Source organism: Allobosea sp. 2KB_26 (assembly GCF_052115715.1).
Taxonomy (GTDB): domain Bacteria; phylum Pseudomonadota; class Alphaproteobacteria; order Rhizobiales; family Beijerinckiaceae; genus Allobosea.
Genome location: NZ_JBFRHE010000004.1, coordinates 42,069 through 60,855, shown reverse-complemented (window position 1 = coordinate 60,855; position 18,787 = coordinate 42,069). Strand labels below are relative to the sequence as shown.

The 18,787-nt window shown below is 65.9% G+C and carries 19 protein-coding genes; 18 read left to right on the top strand and 1 reads right to left on the bottom strand.

Annotation, left to right across the window (positions count from 1 at the left end):
• Positions 1 to 109 precede the first annotated feature (109 nt).
• The 17 genes from hslV to trmB all read left to right on the top strand — a co-directional run bounded on the left by hslV (position 110) and on the right by trmB (position 16,745).
• Positions 110 to 679 (top strand): ATP-dependent protease subunit HslV, encoded by a 570-nt coding sequence (gene hslV / locus AB4099_RS13765; protein WP_113515684.1) that lies wholly within the window; start codon positions 110 to 112, stop codon positions 677 to 679.
• Positions 680 to 708: 29 nt separating this feature from the next.
• Positions 709 to 2,016, top strand: a complete 1,308-nt coding sequence (gene hslU / locus AB4099_RS13760) for an ATP-dependent protease ATPase subunit HslU (protein ID WP_113515685.1) — start codon at positions 709 to 711, stop codon at positions 2,014 to 2,016.
• Positions 2,013 to 3,608 carry a murein biosynthesis integral membrane protein MurJ gene (gene murJ, locus AB4099_RS13755; RefSeq protein WP_441478490.1) on the top strand — a complete coding sequence of 532 codons (1,596 nt, stop codon included), beginning with the start codon at positions 2,013 to 2,015 and terminating at the stop codon, positions 3,606 to 3,608. Before hslU ends, murJ begins: the two co-directional genes overlap by 4 nt.
• Positions 3,609 to 3,635: 27 nt before the next feature.
• On the top strand, positions 3,636 to 4,685 hold the full coding sequence (trpS, locus tag AB4099_RS13750) for a tryptophan--tRNA ligase (protein WP_441478489.1): 1,050 nt from the start codon (positions 3,636 to 3,638) through the stop codon (positions 4,683 to 4,685).
• Between the two features lie 74 nt (positions 4,686 to 4,759).
• Positions 4,760 to 5,254, top strand: a complete 495-nt coding sequence (locus AB4099_RS13745) for a universal stress protein (protein WP_043239063.1) — start codon at positions 4,760 to 4,762, stop codon at positions 5,252 to 5,254.
• 95 nt (positions 5,255 to 5,349) lie between these two features.
• On the top strand, positions 5,350 to 5,910 hold the full coding sequence (locus tag AB4099_RS13740) for a NifU family protein (RefSeq protein ID WP_441478488.1): 561 nt from the start codon (positions 5,350 to 5,352) through the stop codon (positions 5,908 to 5,910).
• Positions 5,911 to 5,968: 58 nt separating this feature from the next.
• The gene (gene tsaB / locus AB4099_RS13735; protein ID WP_441478487.1) at positions 5,969 to 6,652 is read left to right on the top strand and encodes a tRNA (adenosine(37)-N6)-threonylcarbamoyltransferase complex dimerization subunit type 1 TsaB; all 684 of its coding nucleotides are present in this window, start codon (positions 5,969 to 5,971) and stop codon (positions 6,650 to 6,652) included.
• 52 nt (positions 6,653 to 6,704) lie between these two features.
• On the top strand, positions 6,705 to 7,202 hold the full coding sequence (locus tag AB4099_RS13730; protein ID WP_441478486.1) for a GNAT family N-acetyltransferase: 498 nt from the start codon (positions 6,705 to 6,707) through the stop codon (positions 7,200 to 7,202).
• 85 nt (positions 7,203 to 7,287) lie between these two features.
• A complete protein-coding gene (locus tag AB4099_RS13725; RefSeq protein WP_113515691.1) occupies positions 7,288 to 8,094 on the top strand; it encodes a lysophospholipid acyltransferase family protein in 807 nt (268 codons plus the stop codon).
• A 115-nt stretch (positions 8,095 to 8,209) separates the two neighbouring features.
• Positions 8,210 to 9,565, top strand: a complete 1,356-nt coding sequence (miaB, locus tag AB4099_RS13720) for a tRNA (N6-isopentenyl adenosine(37)-C2)-methylthiotransferase MiaB (protein WP_441478485.1) — start codon at positions 8,210 to 8,212, stop codon at positions 9,563 to 9,565.
• Positions 9,566 to 9,785: 220 nt separating this feature from the next.
• Complete coding sequence (locus AB4099_RS13715; RefSeq protein WP_113515739.1) at positions 9,786 to 10,874, top strand: PhoH family protein; 1,089 nt, start codon at positions 9,786 to 9,788, stop codon at positions 10,872 to 10,874.
• A complete protein-coding gene (gene ybeY / locus AB4099_RS13710) occupies positions 10,871 to 11,440 on the top strand; it encodes an rRNA maturation RNase YbeY (RefSeq protein WP_113515693.1) in 570 nt (189 codons plus the stop codon). Before AB4099_RS13715 ends, ybeY begins: the two co-directional genes overlap by 4 nt.
• On the top strand, positions 11,437 to 12,420 hold the full coding sequence (locus tag AB4099_RS13705; protein ID WP_113515694.1) for a hemolysin family protein: 984 nt from the start codon (positions 11,437 to 11,439) through the stop codon (positions 12,418 to 12,420). Before ybeY ends, AB4099_RS13705 begins: the two co-directional genes overlap by 4 nt.
• Positions 12,420 to 14,015: an apolipoprotein N-acyltransferase gene (gene lnt / locus AB4099_RS13700; RefSeq protein ID WP_441478484.1), complete on the top strand. Its 1,596-nt coding sequence runs from the start codon at positions 12,420 to 12,422 to the stop codon at positions 14,013 to 14,015. The genes AB4099_RS13705 and lnt overlap by 1 nt, the downstream gene beginning before the upstream one ends.
• A 139-nt stretch (positions 14,016 to 14,154) precedes the next feature.
• Positions 14,155 to 14,568 (top strand): helix-turn-helix domain-containing protein, encoded by a 414-nt coding sequence (locus AB4099_RS13695; protein WP_069878567.1) that lies wholly within the window; start codon positions 14,155 to 14,157, stop codon positions 14,566 to 14,568.
• A gap of 159 nt (positions 14,569 to 14,727) precedes the next feature.
• Positions 14,728 to 15,933 carry a methionine adenosyltransferase gene (gene metK, locus AB4099_RS13690; protein WP_113515740.1) on the top strand — a complete coding sequence of 402 codons (1,206 nt, stop codon included), beginning with the start codon at positions 14,728 to 14,730 and terminating at the stop codon, positions 15,931 to 15,933.
• 107 nt (positions 15,934 to 16,040) lie between these two features.
• Positions 16,041 to 16,745: a tRNA (guanine(46)-N(7))-methyltransferase TrmB gene (trmB, locus tag AB4099_RS13685; protein WP_113515696.1), complete on the top strand. Its 705-nt coding sequence runs from the start codon at positions 16,041 to 16,043 to the stop codon at positions 16,743 to 16,745.
• Here the strand turns inward: trmB and AB4099_RS13680 are convergent.
• Positions 16,720 to 17,808, bottom strand: coding sequence for a DUF2336 domain-containing protein (locus AB4099_RS13680; RefSeq protein WP_113515697.1), 1,089 nt, complete (start codon positions 17,806 to 17,808; stop codon positions 16,720 to 16,722). The two genes, trmB and AB4099_RS13680, sit on opposite strands and share 26 nt — an antisense overlap.
• Positions 17,809 to 18,105: 297 nt before the next feature.
• Here AB4099_RS13680 and rimP point away from each other — a divergent pair, with 297 nt between their 5' ends.
• Entirely contained in the window at positions 18,106 to 18,786 is a 681-nt protein-coding gene (gene rimP, locus AB4099_RS13675; protein WP_113515698.1) for a ribosome maturation factor RimP, read from the top strand.
• The last annotated feature ends 1 nt before the right edge of the window (position 18,787 follow it).

Sequence of the window (18,787 nt, the reverse complement as noted above, 5' to 3'; positions counted from 1 at the left end):
GCGGGACATGCTCTAGCAGCGCGTTGACGCTCACGCCACCCGGCCGATTGTGCAGCGCCTGAAAAGCCCTACATCTGGCGGACGGCCGGAAACACTGGAAGACGCTCTGATGGATAACGACAATAAGGCCCCCGTGATGCATGCCACCACCATCCTGATGGTGCGCAAGGGCGGGCGCGTGGTGATCGGCGGCGACGGGCAGGTCTCGCTCGGCCCGACCATCATGAAGGGTAACGCCAAGAAGGTGCGCCGCCTCGCCAAGGGTGCGGTGATCGCCGGCTTCGCGGGCGCAACAGCCGATGCCTTCACCCTGTTCGAACGGCTGGAGACCAAGCTCGAGCAATACCCGACGCAATTGCTGCGCGCATGCGTCGAGCTCGCCAAGGATTGGCGCACCGACCGCTATCTGCGCCGGCTGGAAGCGATGCTGCTGGTCGCCGACAAGGAGGTCAGCCTGCTGATCTCCGGCACGGGCGACGTGCTGGAGCCGGAAGCGGGCGAACATGGCTCGGTGATGGCCATCGGCTCCGGCGGCAATTTCGCCCTGGCAGCAGCGCGCGCACTGGTCGATGTCGAGCCCGACGCCGAGACGATCGTGCGTAAGGCGATGAAGATCGCCGGAGACATCTGCGTCTACACCAACCACAGCCTCGTCATCGAGAGCCTCGACATCGCCTGATGTCCGCTGACGCCCAATCGGAAGTATCCATGACCTCTTTTTCCCCCCGCGAGATCGTCTCAGAGCTCGACCGCTTCATCGTCGGCCAGAAGGATGCCAAGCGCGCCGTCGCCATCGCATTGCGCAACCGCTGGCGCCGTCAGCAGCTTGAAGGGCCGCTGCGCGAAGAGGTCGCGCCCAAGAACATCCTGATGATCGGGCCGACCGGCTGCGGCAAGACCGAGATCGCGCGTCGGCTGGCGCGCCTCGCCAATGCACCCTTCCTCAAGGTCGAGGCGACCAAGTTCACCGAGGTCGGCTATGTCGGCCGCGACGTCGAATCGATCATTCGCGATCTCGTCGAGATCGGCATCAGCCTCGTCCGCGAGGCACGGCGCAAGGATGTCCAGGCCAAGGCGCATCTTGCGGCCGAGGAGCGCGTGCTCGACGCGCTGGTGGGGTCGACGGCCAGTCCGGCGACCCGCGATTCCTTCCGTCGCAAGCTGCGCGCGAACGAACTCGACGAGAAGGAGATCGAGGTCGAGATCGCCTCTGGCGCCAGCTCGACCCCGATGTTCGAATTGCCCGGCATGCCCGGCGCCTCGATCGGAGCGATCTCGCTCGGGGACATGTTCGGCAAGGCTTTCGGCCAGAAGGGCAAACCGCGGCGCGTCCTCGTCAAGGATGCCTATGGCCCGCTGATCGCCGAGGAGAGCGACAAGCTGATCGACCAGGATGCAATCGTCCAGGATGCGATCCGGGAGGTCGAGAATAACGGCATCGTCTTCCTCGACGAGATCGACAAGATCTGCGCTAGGGAAGGCCGAGGCGGCGCAGATGTCTCGCGTGAAGGCGTGCAGCGCGACCTGCTGCCGCTGATCGAGGGCACCACGGTTGCAACCAAGCACGGGCCGGTGAAGAGCGACCACATCCTGTTCATCGCGTCAGGCGCCTTCCATGTCTCCCGCCCGTCCGACCTGCTGCCCGAGTTGCAGGGGCGCCTGCCGATCCGCGTCGAATTGCAGCCCCTCGATGTCGAGGATTTCAAGCGCATCCTGACCGAGACCGAGGCGAGCCTGATCAAGCAGACGGTGGCGCTGATGGCGACGGAGGAGGTCACCGTCGGCTTCACCCCGGACGCGATCGACGCCATTGCCCGCATCGCGGTGGCGGTGAACTCCACGGTCGAGAATATCGGGGCGCGCCGGCTCCAGACCGTGATCGAGCGGATTCTGGACGAGATTTCCTTCACGGCCACAGATCGCTCGGGCGAGACCGTGACGATCGACGCTCCTTATGTCGAAGCGCGGATCGGTGATCTCGCCAAGAATGCGGATCTGAGCCGGTTCATCCTGTGACGCAGCCTCCGGCGGAGCCGAGCCCTGCCAGGCGGCGCCTTGCGCGCGATTCGGCAGTGGTCGGCGCTGCCACGGTGCTGTCGCGCCTGCTCGGCTTCGCCAGAGATGTGCTGATCGCGCGACTGCTCGGTGCCGGCCCGGTCGCGGATGCCTTCCTGGCAGCCCTGCGCCTGCCCAATCTGGTCCGGCGCGTGCTCGGCGAAGGCGGGCTGAACGCGCCCTTCGTACCGCTCTATCTCGACATCAAAGCTTCGCGCGGCGAAGCGGCGGCTCGTGGCTTCGCCGGAGAGGCCACGGCGCATCTCGGCCTGCTGCTGCTGGTCCTGATCGCATTCGGCGAGATTTTCACGCCCTGGCTGGTGCTGGGGCTGGCCGGCGGCTTTGCGAACGAGCCCGAAACGCTTGCGCTGGCCACCCATTTCACCCGGCTGATGCTGCCCTTCCTGCTGCTGACGACGCTCGCGGCATTGCTGGCGGCGCTGCTCAATGCCGAGCGCCGGTTCACCACGGCGGCTCTCGCGCCGGCATTGATGAACGCCGTCCTGCTCGGCGTGCTGCTGGTCCAGCTCTCGCGCGGCGCGGAGGCCATGGCGAGCGCGAGCCTGCTCGCCATATTCGTCAGCCTGACCGGTTTCGCCCATCTCGGCCTGATCCTGCTCCGATTGCGCAAGATCGGACTGCCGCGAGCGAGCCTGCGCTGGTCGCCTGACATGAGCCGCCTCATGCGCACGGGCGGTGCGACGCTGCTCGCGGCTTCGAGCGCGCAACTCGTCCTGCTCGTCGCGACCCAGATCGCCTCGACAGAGAGCGGAGCGGTGGCGGCCCTCTATTACGCCGACCGTATCTTCCAGCTGCCGCTTGGCTTCGTCGGAGTCGCGATGGGCACCGTGGTGCTCTCCGAAATGGCGGCGAGTCGTGAGAATGCGCAGGACGATGCCACGCTCGGTCGCGCGCTGGCGCTCGGTCTCGCACTTGCCGTGCCGGCGGCCGTCGCGTTGGCGGCGCTGGCCGAGCCGATCGTATCGGTGCTGTTCGAGCATGGCCGCTTCGGCGCCGACGATCGGGCGCGCACAGCGGGAGCGCTGGCAGCTTTCGCGCTCGGTCTTCCCTTCGCGGTGATGGCAAAGGTCTTCGCTCAGGTCTATTTCGTCCGGCGCATGCCGCGTGTCCCGCTGCTCGCCGGGGTGGCTGCCGTCCTGGTGGCCGTTTTCTCCGGCTACGGCGCCGAGCGCGGCCAGGATGCCGCGACTGTCGCCGCGCTCGCAGCAAGCCTTGCCTTTGTGGCCCAGGCCGTTCTGCTGTCGCTCCATCTGCGGCGCCAGGGCCTATGGCAGCCGAGCCTTGCAAGCCTGCGGCCGATTATCGCCATACTGGGCGCCAGCGCCCTCATGCTGGGCGCGCTCCTCCTGCTTCTGCCGGCGTTGACGGCCTCGCTCGCCCCAGGCGAGCCCATGCTGTTGCGCGTTGCGTCCCTGGCCGCGCTCTGTCTTGGCGGCCTTGCGACCTACGGCCTTGCTGGCGCCCTCTTGGGCGCTTTCGGCCTGCCGCACTTGCGCCTGGCCCGCGCTTCCGCCAGAACGCCGCGTTCGTGACACCCGCTCGCGACAATGGAGCGCCTGATGGCCGAATTTCCCCAGCGCGTCTTTTCCGGCATGCAGCCGACCTCGACGCTTCACCTCGGCAATTATCTCGGCGCGCTCACGAACTGGGTCGCGATGCAGGAGAGCTATGACTGCGTCTATTGCGTGGTTGATATGCACGCCATCACGGTCTGGCAGGACCCTGCCGAGCTGACGCGCGCCATCCGCGAGGTCACCGCGGCCTATCTCGCCGCCGGAGTCGACCCGAAGAAGAGCATCATCTTCAACCAGAGCCAGGTCGCGCAGCACGCCGAACTCGCCTGGGTGTTCAACTGCGTTGCCCGCCTCGGCTGGCTCAATCGCATGACCCAGTTCAAGGAGAAGGCCGGCAAGGACCGCGAGAACGCCTCGGTCGGGCTCTACGCCTATCCGAATCTGATGGCGGCCGACATCCTGCTCTACAAGGCGACGCATGTACCGGTAGGCGAGGACCAGAAGCAGCATCTCGAACTGGCGCGCGATATCGCGCAAAAATTCAACAATGACTTCGCCGAGCAGATCGCCGCTCGCAGCCTCGGCACAGGCGAGCTCGGCTTCTTCCCGCTGCCCGAGCCGATGATCCAGGGCCCGGCGCCACGCGTGATGAGCCTGCGCGACGGCACCAAGAAGATGTCCAAGTCGGACGCATCCGACTATTCCCGCATCAATCTGACCGATGACGCCGAGACCATTGCGCAGAAGGTGCGCAAGGCGAAGACCGATCCCGAGGCATTGCCGTCCGAGGAGAAGGGCCTTGAAGGCCGGCCCGAGGCCGAGAATCTCGTCGGCATCTATGCCGGCCTGAGCGGTGAAAGCAGGGCGCAGGTGCTCGGGCAGTTTGGCGGCGGACAGTTCTCGGCCTTCAAGGCGGCGCTTGTCGATCTCGCCGTGACGAAGCTGGCGCCGATCGCCGGCGAGATGCGGCACCTGCTCGCTGACCCCTCCCATATCGATGATATTCTTGGGCAAGGCGCCGAGCGGGCAGCAGAAATTGCCGCCCCGATCATGCGCGACGTCAAGGACGTGGTCGGCTTCGTCCGCGGGCGGTGACGCGCCTGGGCTTGCGCTGACGTTGCGGCGCAGGCCACCATGGGCTCTCCCGAAGCGGCGGCAGGTTTGAATCGATGGTGACGCGACGGCGGTCCTATGAAACGGGCCATCGCCCGAAATTCCTCGCGGTGGTCGACGATAGCGAAGAATGCGCCAAGGCCGTGCGCTTCGCCGCGCGGCGATGCGCGCGCATCGGCGCCTCGATCGTGCTGCTCGGCGTCATCACACCGCCCGAGCACGAGACCTGGCTGGGTGTCGGTGAGGTGATGCAGGCCGAGGCGGAGGCGGAAGCCGAAAAGCTGCTGGACGATGCTGCAGCAACCGTGCGCGCGCTTGCCGGGCTCGAACCCGAGAAGGTTGTCCGCACCGGCGTGAAGTCGGACGAACTCGTCAAGCTGATCGAGGCCGACGAGGACATCTCGCTGTTGGTGCTCGCCGCCGGCACCGGCCGCGACGGTCCGGGCCCGTTGGTCAGCGCGCTGGCCGGCAAATCGGCCGGCACCTTCCCGATCCCGGTTGCAATCGTGCCCGGCCATCTCGAGGACGAGGAGATCGACGCGCTGGCCTGAGCTGCAAGGCAGGGTTGGCGCTGGAATGATTCCAGCAACGCGCCTATATCGGGCTCAGGAACGGCGGCCTTGACCCGCCGGCACCGGAGGCCACGATGTTCATCCAGACTGAAGCCACGCCGAACCCGGCGACATTGAAATTCCTGCCCGGACGCGCCGTCATGGCGGAGGGCACATTGGAGCTGCGCGACGCCGAACAGGCTGACCGCTCGCCGCTGGCCTCGCGCCTGTTCGCCGTCAGCGGGGTCTCCGGCGTCTTCCTCGGTTCCGATTTCATCACGGTCACCAAGTCAGACGGCGAATGGCCGCATCTCAAGCCCGCAATCCTCGGCGCGATCATGGAGCATTTCATGTCGGGCGCGCCGGTCCTCTCGGACGGCTCAAAGGCCGATGTCACGGACGAAGGCGAATTCTTCGCGCCGGAGGACGCCGCCACCGTCGAGACGATCAAGGATCTGCTGGAGACACGCATCCGCCCGGCAGTTGCCGGTGATGGCGGAGACATCACCTTCCGCGGCTTCAAGGACGGCGTCGTCTATCTCGCGATGAAGGGGTCCTGCTCGGGCTGCCCGTCCTCGACTGCAACGTTGAAGCACGGCATCCAGAATCTGCTGCGCCACTTCCTTCCGGATGTGCGCGAAGTCGAGGCCGTCTGATTCGCCTGGGCATGATCTTGTCCGAACGCCGTTTTGCATTCCTCAGGATCGTGACCTGATGCGCATTCTCGCCATCGACACCGCGCTTGGCGCCTGTTCCGCCTGTGTCCTCGACATGGGTGAAACCACGCCCCTCGCACGCGAACAGGTTGCGATGGATCGCGGCCATGCCGAGGCATTGATGCCGCTGATCGAGCGGGTGATGCACGCCGTCGAAGGCGGGTTCTCCTCGCTCAACCGGGTTGCCGTCACCATCGGCCCAGGCAGTTACACCGGCCTGCGCGTCGGAATCAGCGCCGCACGCGCCATCGCGCTGGCTGCGGGAATTCCCGCCGTCGGCGTGACGACGCTGGCGGCAACCGCCGCGCCACTCATCGGAAAGGAGTCGGGCCGCGTCATCGCCGCCGCACTCGACGCCAAGCATGGCCAGGTCTGGTTCCAGGCACTGAGCTCGCAGGGCAAGCAGCTCGTTTCGATACGGCAGGTCAATTACCGGGACGCTGCGCGCTCGATCGGGGCGGGCCCGGTCAGTCTCGTCGGCTCGTCTGCGCTCGCCGTTGCGAATGAGGCCTGGGCGATCGGGCTCGACGCGCTGGTGATCGACGATGCCAAGGCTCCGGATGTGACCTGGGTCGCACGACTAGGCCTTCTCGCCGATCCTGCCGCCGCGCCGCCGCGCCCGCTCTATCTCAAGGAGCCGGAAACGACGCCGCAAGATCGCGCCCGCTTGCCGCGGCGCTGACGGAGACCGTTTCGAGGTTTTGCCGGCTCCCGGGAACATGCGATCAAGCGGCATGGATTGGCTGCGTAAACTTCTGCACCCTCATGCTGCGCCGGCGCGTACAGCGCGCCTTGACGTGCGGCATGCACGCCATGTTGCGGCGCTTCATCATCTCGGGGGCTTTGCCCGTGGCTGGGAGCCCGGCGAATGCGCCGGGCTTCTCGTGGACGGTGCAGTCGTCGCCGACGGCGTGTTCGCCGGAAACGAGCCCAATCCCGCCGGCTTCGTGATGTCTCGACGGGCCGTGGACGAGGCCGAGATCCTGAGCATCGTCGTCTCACCCCGGCAGCGCGGCAGCGGCCTGGGTCGCGCATTGCTCTCGGCCCATCTCAGCCAGCTTGGAGGCATGGGCGTCGCCCATGTCTATCTCGAGGTCGAGGATGGCAACGCCGCTGCCGACCGGCTCTACCGGCATTTCGGCTTTCGCGAAGTCGGGCGGCGCAAGGGCTACTATCCCAAGGCCGACGGCACGCGCGCCACCGCCGTCACGATGCGGCTCGATCTCGCGTGACAGTGACAGCCACGTCGTCCATGAAGTGCACCGGATTTCTGTCCTTCACACTTTCGCGATCCGCGCGACGGGAGCCACGCCCCGCATGAATGGTCTCCGCCCCGGCGCGATCCTGCGGCTCGTCCTGCTTGGTCTCGGCACGACCGCACTGATTCCTGCGCAGCTCGTCGCATTGCGCTTTGGGCCACAACATGGCTGGACCCTGCCGCGGTGGTTTCATCGGCTGGCCTGCACCTGTCTGGGCGTGCGGCGGCGTGTCCGCGGCACCCCGCCACCAAAGGGCGCAGGTGGACTGATCGTCGCCAACCATGTCTCCTGGCTCGACATTCCCGTCATTGGCGCCGTGCAACCGCTTTCCTTCGTTGCCAAGGCCGAGGTTGCGACCTGGCCGGTGATTGGCTTCCTGGCCTCGGTGCAGCGCACTCTGTTCATCGACCGAACGCGCAAGACCGCAACGGCCGGCATCACCGCCGAGATGGGCAAGCGCATATCAGACGGGCAGGCGGTCGTGCTCTTCGCCGAAGGCACGACCGGGGACGGCACGAGGACGCTGCCGCTGAGGTCTTCGCTGCTCGGCGCCGTTCACGAAGCGCTCGGTCGCAACGACAATAATGGCGACATCACCGTCTATCCACTCTCGATCACCTATACCGGCTTTCACGGGATGGCGGGCGGGCGTGTCGAGCGTTCGTCGCTGGCTTGGTATGGCGATACGGAACTCGCACCCCATCTTAAGGCCATGCTCAATGCTGGCGCGATCGATGTCGAGCTCGCTTGGGGCGAGCCGATCCGCATGGGCCACGAGACCTCGCGGAAGGTCGCGACCCGGCGGGCGGAGCAGGCGATCCGCCGCGCTCGCCGCGAGGCGGTGACCGGACGGCCGCTCGCGTGAAGGTCATTATGCGTATTGGCGCGGATGTTGCTTTGTGAAGGATCGGTCGCGCGAGGTCATTTTCACGGCGCGCGATCCAGAGTAAGGAGACGGTTTGGAGACCCGATCCGAAACGATGAAGAAAGTCCACATCAAGTCCTTCGGCTGCCAGATGAACGTCTATGACGGGCAGCGCATGGCCGATATCCTGGCCGCGCAAGGCTACGAGGAAACGGCGGCGCCGGAAGGCGCGGACCTCATTCTGCTCAACACCTGTCATATCCGCGACCGCGCGGTGCAGAAGGTTTATACCGAGCTCGGCAAGCTGCGCGACCTGAAGAATGGTCAGAATGCCGCCGGCCAGGAGACGAGAATCGTCGTCGCCGGCTGCGTCGCCCAGGCCGAAGGTGCGGAAATCCAGCGCCGGCAGCCCGCCGTGGACCTCGTCGTCGGCCCGCAAGCCTATCACCGGCTCCCCGAGCTGCTGGCGGAGGCGAAGCGCAAGCGCGTCGTCGACACGGACCTCCCGATCGACGACAAGTTTGGCTTTCTGCCCGCGCCCAAACCGGCGGCTATCCGGGGCCGCGGCATCTCCGCCTTCGTCACCATCCAGGAAGGCTGCGACAAGTTCTGCGCGTTCTGCGTCGTCCCCTATACGCGCGGCGCCGAGTTCTCGCGGCCGGTCACGGCGCTGGTGAGCGAGATCGAGCGGCTGGCGGATGCCGGCGTGCGCGACGTCACCCTGATCGGCCAGAACGTCAATGCCTATCATGGCGAAGGCCCCGACGGACAGATCTGGGGCCTGGCGCGGCTGATGCAGCGCGTTGCCGAGATCGCAGGCATTGTCCGCATTCGCTACACGACGAGCCACCCGCGCGACATGGATGACGAGCTGATCGCCGCCCATCGCGACCTGCCGCAGGTCATGCCGTTCCTGCATCTGCCGGTGCAGGCGGGCTCGGACCGCATCCTCGCAGCCATGAACCGCAAGCACACGGCAGACGAGTATCGCCGGCTGATCGAGCGCGTGCGCCAGGCGCGTCCCGATATCGCGTTGTCCTCCGACTTCATCGTCGGCTTCCCCGGCGAGACCGAGGCGGATTTCGCCGAGACGCTGCGGCTGGTCGAGGATATCGGCTTCGCTTCGAGCTACACCTTCAAATACTCGCCCCGTCCAGGCACGCCCGCGGCCGAGCTGGACCACCAGATCGCGCCGGAGGAGATGAGCGAGCGCCTGCACCGCCTGCAGGAGCGCGTCGAGCATCACCGGCAGTCCTTCAACCACGCCATGGTCGGCCGCACCGTCGATGTCCTGTTGGAACGTGTCGGACGTCACCCCGGACAGCTTGCGGGGAAATCGCCATACCTTCAGGCTGTGCAGATCGACACCAAGACGAATCAGATCGGCGACATGGTGAGGGTGCTGATCGAACGGGCTGGCTCCAATTCGCTGTTCGGCCGCGAGGCCGGGCCAGAGGAGCTCGCCGCGTGAGCGCCAGATCACCAGGCCCAGCGTTCGTGCCAGTTCTCAATGCCTGTCATCAGGATGAGATCGACGCGTCCGGATATGCCGAAGGACTACCCGGCCTCACGCCCCTGTTCGGCCGGGCACGCGCGCCAGGGAGACGACTCTATTGGCACAGACTGACCAGGTGACCCCGAGATCCGATCGAGAGCCGCGCCGCGAGGGCGCATCGCCACGCGTCGAGAGCCTGACGCGCGACGGGGTCCCCGCCACGGAAGTCGTGTTATCCTTCGAGGATAATCGGCTGGCCAGTCTGGTCTTCGGTCAATACGACCAGAATCTGGCGCATCTTGAGCGCCGGCTCGGTGTCGTGATCAGCCCGAACGGCAACCATGTCACCGTCAAGGGCCCGCGCGAGACGGCCGAGCAGGCCGGGCGCGTGCTGAAGACGCTCTATACCCGCGCCAAGGCGGGCGCGCCGCTCAATCTCGGCGAGGTCGACGGCGCCATCGAGGAAAGCAACGTCCAGCGTTCGCTGTTCCCGGCGGAGAATACCGGCAAGGCCTCCTTCGAAGCGATCGTCACCCGCAAGCGCGGCCCGGTGCGGGCTCGCAATGCGGCCCAGGATGCGTATCTGCGCCAGCTCAAGCGCCACGAGCTCGTGCTCGCGGAGGGGCCGGCCGGCACTGGCAAGACCTGGCTCGCTGTCGGGCATGCCGTCTCGCTGATCGAGCAAGGCGTGGTCGAGCGCATGGTCCTGTCACGTCCGGCGGTCGAGGCAGGCGAGCGCCTCGGCTTTCTGCCCGGCGACATGCGCGAGAAGGTCGATCCCTATCTGCGTCCGATCTATGACGCGCTGAACGACTTCATGGAGGCGCGACATGTCGAGCGCGCCCTGCAAACCGGCATGATCGAGATCGCTCCGCTCGCTTTCATGCGCGGACGGACGCTGACCAATGCTGTCGTGCTGCTCGACGAGGCTCAGAATGCGACCTCCGTGCAGATGAAGATGTTCCTCACCCGGCTCGGCGAGGGTTCGCGCATGATCATCACGGGCGACCCGAGCCAGATCGATCTGCCACCGGGACAGCGCTCGGGATTGGTCGAGGCCGTGAGGCTGTTGTCCGGCGTCGAAGGCGTCGGCCATGCCCGCTTCGAGGAAGGCGACGTGGTTCGGCACGATCTCGTGCGCCGAATCGTGATGGCTTACGAGGATGCCTCCCGCCGAGAGCGGGATGAGCGCGAGGAGCGCGCCCGTTCCGTCGTCGCCGAGGCGCCGCCTGAGGACCACAGCGAAGGCCTGCGCCGCACATTGTCGCGGGAGAGGCCGCGATGAACGACCGACCTCGTTCGCGGCGCGCGGCGCCGCGAACGCAAAGCCTTGCGATCGATATCCGCCTGCAGTCGCGCCGCTGGCGCGAGCTCGCGGATTTGCGTGAGCGCGTCGCCCAGGCAACAGAGGCGGCGCTCACCGTCGCCGCCATCAAGCCGCTGGCCGAAGCAGAGCTCAGCCTTCTCTTCACCGACGACAAGCGCATCCGCATCGTCAACCGCGACTGGCGTGGTTTCGACAAGGCGACGAATGTGCTCTCCTTTCCGGCCGCAACGCCAGAGCGGATCGGATCGAGCCCCGTCCTCGGCGATATCGTGCTGGCCTATGAAACCGTCGCGCGCGAAGCCGAGAGCGAAGGCAAGAGCATGGGCGACCATCTCAGCCATCTCGTCATCCACGGCCTCCTGCATCTGCTGGGCGAGGATCACGAGACCGAAGCCGAAGCAACGCGGATGGAAGGGCTCGAGATCGCCGCGCTCGCGAGCCTTGGCATCGCCAATCCCTATGCCGGCACCGAACCAGAAGCCGCTCCAGCGGCACAGACCAAGGCAGATCACCCCGTACCATGAGCGACGACAGTAGACCCTCCCCAAGCGAACCTCCCAGTCGCGGCCTGGCGCAATGGCTGAGCCATTTCCTCGACCGGCTGGGCCTGCGGAACGGGGCAACGATTCGTGAGGACATTACCGAAGCACTCGCCCAGGGGAGTGGCCAGCTCGCCGATCTGAGCCCGCAGGAGCGGGCGATGCTCTCAAATGTTCTGAGCCTGCGCGAGCGCCGCATCGCCGATGTCATGGTGCCGCGCGCCGACATCATTGCGGTCCAGTCCGAGGCAACACTTGGCGAATTGCTGGCCCTGTTCCGCACCGCCGGCCATTCGCGCCTCCCGGTCTATGGCGAGACGCTCGATGACCCCCGCGGCATGGTCCATATCCGCGATTTTCTCGACTTCATCGCAGCCCGCGCCAAACCTGGTCGCCGTGGCGCACAGCCCGGAACCGCCGGCCCCAATCTCGGTGCGATCGATCTCTCCGTCACCCTGGCTTCCGCCAAGATCCTGCGGCCCGTGCTCTATGTGCCGCCGTCGATGCCTGCCGTCGACCTGCTGGTCAGGATGCAGGCCACCCGCACGCATATCGCCCTGGTCATCGATGAGTATGGCGGCACCGATGGCCTGGTCTCGATCGAGGATCTGGTCGAGATCGTGGTCGGCGATATCGAGGACGAGCATGATCTCGACACCGCGCCGACGATCGCAGTGGCTGGCGAGAACCGTTTCACCGCCGATGCCCGCGCGACGCTAGAAGATCTCAAGGACGCCACGGGGATCGACCTCTCCGAGACTGATGTCGCCGAAGACGTCGACACGCTCGGCGGCCTCATCGTCACGCTCGCCGGGCATGTCCCGGCGCGGGGCGAGTTGATCCAGGGACCCGAGGGACTCGCCTTCGAGATTCTCGACGCCGATCCGCGCCGCATCAAGCGGCTGCGCATCCATCGGAATGTTCCTGCCGCCCCCGAGGCTCAAGCGGCGACGGACCCCGGCTGATGCGTTTCGCTGCACTGGCAGACAGGGTCATCCTCGCCTGGGGCTGGCCGAAGCGCCTGATCGCGCTCATCGCGGGTGCCAGCGGCGCCCTCGCCCTGCCGCCACTCGATCTCTGGCCACTGATCGTCGTGCCGATGACCATTGCGGTGTGGCTGATCGACGGCGCAGTCGGCACGAGCCGCGGGGCACGCTTCCGGGCTGCCATGGCGGCCGGCTGGTGGTGGGGCTTTGGCTTCTTTCTCGCGGGGCTGTGGTGGCTTGGTGCTGCCTTTCTCGTCGAGGCCGATAAGTTCGCCTGGGCCATGCCGCTCGGCGTCATCGCCCTGCCCGCCTTCCTCGCCGTCTTTCCGGCCCTGGCCTTCGGCACCGCCCGCCTGGTCTGGCCGCATGGCAGCGGCCGCATCCTCATCCTCGCCGTCGCGCTCGCCTTGAGCGAGTGGCTGCGCGGGCATGTGCTGACGGGCTTTCCCTGGAACGTCTACGGCATGATGCTGGCCGGTCAGCCATGGATTGCCCAGTTCGCCTCGGTCACCGGCCTTTACGGCCTGACCTTGGTGGCGGTCGCGCTCGGCGCCGCACCAGCGGTGCTAGGCACCGGCAAGCCCGGCCCGGAGCGCTGGCAGGCGCCAGTTCTGGCGCTCGCGGTCCTGTGCGGGCTGCTCGGCTTTGGTGCTTGGCGCATTCCGTCTGCGCCATCCCCCACCGTGCCCGGCGTGAAACTCCGTCTGATGCAGCCCAATCTGCCGCAGGACGCCAAGTTCAATCCGCGCAATGGCGAAGCGATCCTCAACCGTTATCTTGCGCTCAGCGACCGGGCGACAAGTCCCACGACTCTGGGCGTCCAGGACGTCACCCATCTGATCTGGCCGGAATCGGCCTTTCCTTTCCTGCTCGGCCGAACCCCCGGAGCACTTTCGCGGATCGCGGCCCTTCTGCCGCCCAACACGACCTTGATCACCGGCGCAGCCCGCGCCGGCGAAACGCTGCCGGGCGAAAGTCGGCCCCCGATCTTTAATTCGGTCCAGGTTGTCGACGATCAGGGCGTGATCGTCGCGAGCTATGACAAAGTCCATCTCGTGCCGTTCGGGGAGTACCTGCCCGCCTTCCTCGAGACATTGATCCGCAGCGTCGGGCTGTCCGAATTCGTCGCCATTCCCGGCGGTTTCACCGCCGGGGCGCGCCGGACACCGCTCGCGGTGCGCGGGTTGCCGCCGGTCGCATCGCTGATCTGCTATGAGGCCGTGTTTCCCGGTGAGGTGATGCCCCAGGGGCCGAGACCCGGCTTCATGCTCAATCTCACCAATGACGGCTGGTTCGGCCAGACGAGCGGCCCTTACCAGCATCTCGCCCAGGCCCGGCTGCGGGCCGTCGAACAGGGATTGCCCTTGGTGCGCGTCGCCAATACCGGCATATCCGCCGTCATCGACGCCTATGGCCGGATCACCGGCAGCCTTCCGCTCGGGACGGAAGGGGTGCTCGACTCCGCCTTGCCCAGTCACGCCTCTGTTACGCCTTACGCGCAGCTCGGGGATGTCTTTTTTGCAGGCCTTGTTGTAATATTCTTGCTTGTCTCGCGCTTGCGACGTTCAAAATAATTCCAACTGGAACTATTCCCAGCACCGAAGATGTCGGTTAAGAAGCAATTTAGTTGAAGCTAGTGTATTGTATTTGACCATAGGACACTGCCGGATTGCGGCTTCGGCAGAATGCCCCTGATCCGAGGCCCGTCGATCCATGCTGAAGAAAATCCCCAATCCGATCGATCGCCATGTCGGCAGCCGCGTCCGGATGCGCCGCATGCTTGCCGGCGTCAGCCAGGAAAAGCTTGGCGAAGCACTTGGGCTGACCTTCCAGCAGGTCCAGAAATACGAAAAAGGCGCAAACCGCATCAGCGCCAGCCGCTTGCAGCAGATCGCCAAGATGCTGGATGTGCCAGTCTCCTTTTTCTTTGAGGGCGCCCCGTCTGGCGACATGCCATCGGGAGGCTTCTCGGACGCCGCCTCCACGACCTATATTTCGGATTTCCTGGCGACCAGCGAAGGCGTGCAACTCACCAAGGCCTTCGTGCGCATTAAAAATGGGCAGGTGCGGCGCCGGGTTATCGATCTGGTTGAGGCCATTGCCGAGGAACACGCCGAAAAGCCGTGATTGAGGCGGCTCAGCGTTCGTCTTGACGAACGTTTCTCCCGATAAACGGATTTGAGCGCTTGACGGCGAACACGTTCGCTGCAAGAACGCTGCGCCCCGCACCGGCAGGGTCCGTGCTGGCGGCCACCAGCTTGCCCGTGCATGAAGGATCCTTCGTCCGTGTCACGCCAGAACTACCTCTTCACCAGCGAGTCCGTTTCCGAAGGTCATCCTGACAAGGTTTGCGACCGGATTTCCGACGAGGTCGTCGATCTGTTCTTCAAGGAAGCCGTCAAGGCCGGGATGGATCCGTCCCAGGTGCGCGTCGCCTGCGAGACCCTGGCCACGACGAACCGCGTCGTCATCGCCGGTGAGGTCCGCACCTCGCTCGACGAGAAGGCGCTGAAGAGCAAGGTCAAGTCGGCAGCCCGCAAGGCGATCCGCGCGATCGGCTACGAGCAGGACGGCTTCCACTGGAAGAAATGCAAGATCGACGTGCTGCTGCACTCGCAATCCGCCGACATCGCCCAGGGCGTCGACGCCGCCGGCAACAAGGAAGAAGGCGCGGGCGACCAGGGCATCATGTTCGGCTATGCCTGCCGCGAGACGCCCGAGCTGATGCCGGCGCCGATCTACTACGCCCACAAGATCCTCGAAGTCCTGGCCAAGGCCCGCCATGCGGGTGAAGGTCCGGCTGCCAAGCTCGGCCCCGATGCCAAGAGCCAGGTCACCGTCAAGTACGAGAACGGCAAGCCGGTCGGTGTCACGCAGATCGTGCTCTCGACCCAGCATCTCGACGACACGCTGAGCTCTGCGGATGTCCGCAAGATCGTCGAGCCGCATATCCGCGAGACGCTGCCCGAGGGCTGGATCTCGAAGGACACCGTCTGGCACGTCAATCCGACGGGCAAGTTCGTGATCGGCGGCCCCGATGGTGATGCCGGCCTCACCGGCCGCAAGATCATCGTCGACACCTATGGCGGCGCCGCCCCGCATGGCGGTGGTGCGTTCTCCGGCAAGGATCCGACCAAGGTCGATCGTTCGGCTGCCTATGCTGCGCGCTACCTCGCCAAGAACGTGGTTGCCGCCAAGCTCGCCGAGCGCTGCACGATCCAGCTCTCCTACGCCATCGGCGTTGCCAAGCCGCTCTCGATCTATGTCGACCTGCATGGCACCGGCAAGGTCGACGAGGCCAAGCTCGAAAAGGCTCTGGGCGAAGTGATGGATCTCAGCCCGCGCGGCATCCGGACCCATCTCAACCTCAACAAGCCGATCTATGCGAAGTCTGCCTCCTATGGCCATTTCGGCCGGAAGGCCGGCCGCGATGGCAGCTTCTCCTGGGAGAAGACCGACCTGATCGACACGCTGAAGAAGGCCGTGGCCTGATCCAGCGCGGATGTTATGACGGGGTTCGGTCTACCGGATCCCGGAAAGGCCGGAGCGAAACCGCTCCGGCCTTTTGCTTTCGCCGGTGACGACGGGGGTTTGGGATCATGAGCGAAGAACGAGACCTGGAGAGAGATCTCGAGCGAGCCTTCTTCGGCCGGCGCAAGGGCAAGCCCCTGCGTGAAGGTCAAAGCGTGCTGATCGAGGGCACCCTGCCGCGACTGCGCCTGCCCGAAGGCGAGATCCTGGATCTGAAGGCGCTGTTCCCCAAGCCCGTCGAGGCGGTGCGGCTGGAAATCGGCTTTGGCGGCGGCGAACATCTGCTCTCCCGCATGCGGGAGAGCCCGGAGATCGGCTTCATCGGCTGCGAGCCTTTCGTCAACGGCATGGCGAAGTTCCTGGCGGTGATCGAGCGGGAAGGCCTTACCAATATCCGGCTCTGGGATGGCGATGCAGCGCTGATGCTGCCGCGCCTGCCTGAAGGCGGCCTCGATGCGATCGACCTGCTCTATCCCGACCCCTGGCCGAAGCGCAGGCAACGCAAGCGCCGTTTCGTCTCGGAGCGGACGCTCGCCCTGTTCGCCCGGGCGCTGAGGAAGGGTGGGCGTTTCCGCTTCGCCAGCGATATCGACGATTACGTCGGCTGGACCTTGTCCCGGCTGCTGCACTCACCCGATTTCGACTGGGCCGACACGCGCGCCGACGACTGGCGCCAACCCTATCCGGGCTGGATCCGCACACGATACGAGGCCAAGGCGATCGCTGCCGGGCGCGTGCCGAGCTATCTCACTGCACGCCGTCGCGCATCCTGAGGAAGCCGAGGACGCGCTGCGCCGTCACCGGCGTCAGGTTGCGGAAGTTCTGCCGGGCCCGCTCGACCGCCGGTGCCGATTTGCCATCGCCCTTGCGCAACGTGATCAGCGCACGGGTGGTCTCCCAGGACCAGCCGAGCCCCCGGCCGACGAGCAGCACGGCATCGCGATCGGGACCGAGGATGATCTGCTCCGTCGCCTGCAGGCCGAGCCTCGCCAGGATGGCAACGCCGCAGATGGCGTGTTCGATCGCGCCCGAAGCGGCGAGCTCGGCGACCTTGGCCTCGTCCAGCTTGCCCTCATCATGGAAGGCCTTGATATCGGCCAGCGCGGCGCTGAACTTGCCGAGATCGTCCTGAAGCTGGTCTTGCGAGGCGACCGCATCGGCGCTGCGCTCGACAGCGCGATCGACGGCACCGCCCATCGCCGGCTCGAACGTCGCGGCGAGCCTGCGGCGAGCCGAGTTCTTCGCAGCCAGTGTCAATTGCTCGACCAGCTCTGCCGGGATGTCGCTCCGGCTTCCCAGCGTCGCCTGCAGGCCGTCATCCTGGACTGCCCGCATCACCAGCACGCCCATGCCGTGCCGCGAGAAGCGGGCGGTCTGGTTGGCCGCAACCGCATGGGTCACGACACGGCCGCCCCGCAGGATGAGGAAATCCGTGACCGGTTCGGCAAGATCCGGACGCTCGGTGATCGCGAGCATATGATCGCGCCCCTTTGCGGCGGAGATCGCAACCAGATCCTGATCTGACAGCACGGGCGAGCCGACCAGAACCGGGCGCGCAACCGCGATCTCGTCGAGCGCAAGCTGCCGCACCACGCCGCCTGGCGCATTCGGCACGACGGACAGCCGTTCGGACAATTCGACACGCGCGCGGGTTTCGATGGCGCGGGCCAGCCTGCCGATCACCACGTCGAAGACGCTGATCTGGTCGTCGCCCATTGTTGCGGCCGTGCTGACGAAGAGATCGGTCAGGCGCATCAGGATCTGGACGCGCTCGTCGCCCGAGCCACGCGACATCGTCGCTTCAAGATCACGCAACAGCGCGCTGACCGAACTCATAACGCAACCTCTTTACGCACCATTAGCCGACGCTAGACGAGAAGAATGACCAGCCGGTTAGCGCAATTGCATAAAGCCGGGCGCGGAAAGGGCGCACCATTGCCGTTACATGGCGTTCCTTTCGACACCCTGCTTCCTGCCAGGACAGCTTTGATCTTGCATGCCCGGCCGTTGCGGACTAAATAGCGACGCAACAGCTCTGGTTTCGGTGTAAGCCGATGATCAAGAGCGGGCCGGCCGGCCCGCTCTTTTTTGTTGGCCGCAAGCCCTGCCGGAGCGAAGGCAGGCAGTCCGAACATGAACGAGCCGACAGCAGCAGATCAGGACAGACGCGTGGTGACCGAAAGCGGTGTGGCCGCGCGTGTCGCTGCCATCATCGAGCCGGCGATCATCGATCTCGGCTACAGGCTGGTGCGCGTGCGCGTCTCCGGCCAGAACGGTTGCACCGTGCAGATCATGGCCGAACTCCCGGACGGCACGATGACCGTCGAGGGTTGCGAAGCGGTGAGCCAGGCGGTTTCGCCGGCGCTCGACGTCGACGATCCCATCCAGGCCGCGTATCATCTCGAGGTGTCGTCGCCGGGGATCGACAGGCCGCTGGTGCGCCCGAGCGATTTCGCGCGCTGGTCCGGCCACCTTGCCAAGATCGACACGCACGAGCCGGTCGGCGGTCGCAAGCGCTTCCGTGGCATTCTGCGCGGCGTTGAGGGTGATACGGCCCTGCTCTCGCGCGACGATGCGAAGACCGAGGAAGAGCGCGACGTCGCGATTCCGATGAACGCCATTGGCGAAGCGCGGCTTGTTCTGACCGACGCTCTGGTCACCGAATCACTGCGGCGGGGCAAGTCTGGCCTGCCGCCCGAGATGCCGCCGGCGGACGAGATCGCCAGCCCGAAGAAGGGCAGGGGCAAATCACTGGGACCGCGCCCGGGCACACAGCCCAAGCCGGCTCCGCAGAACGACAACGAAGAGGAGTGAG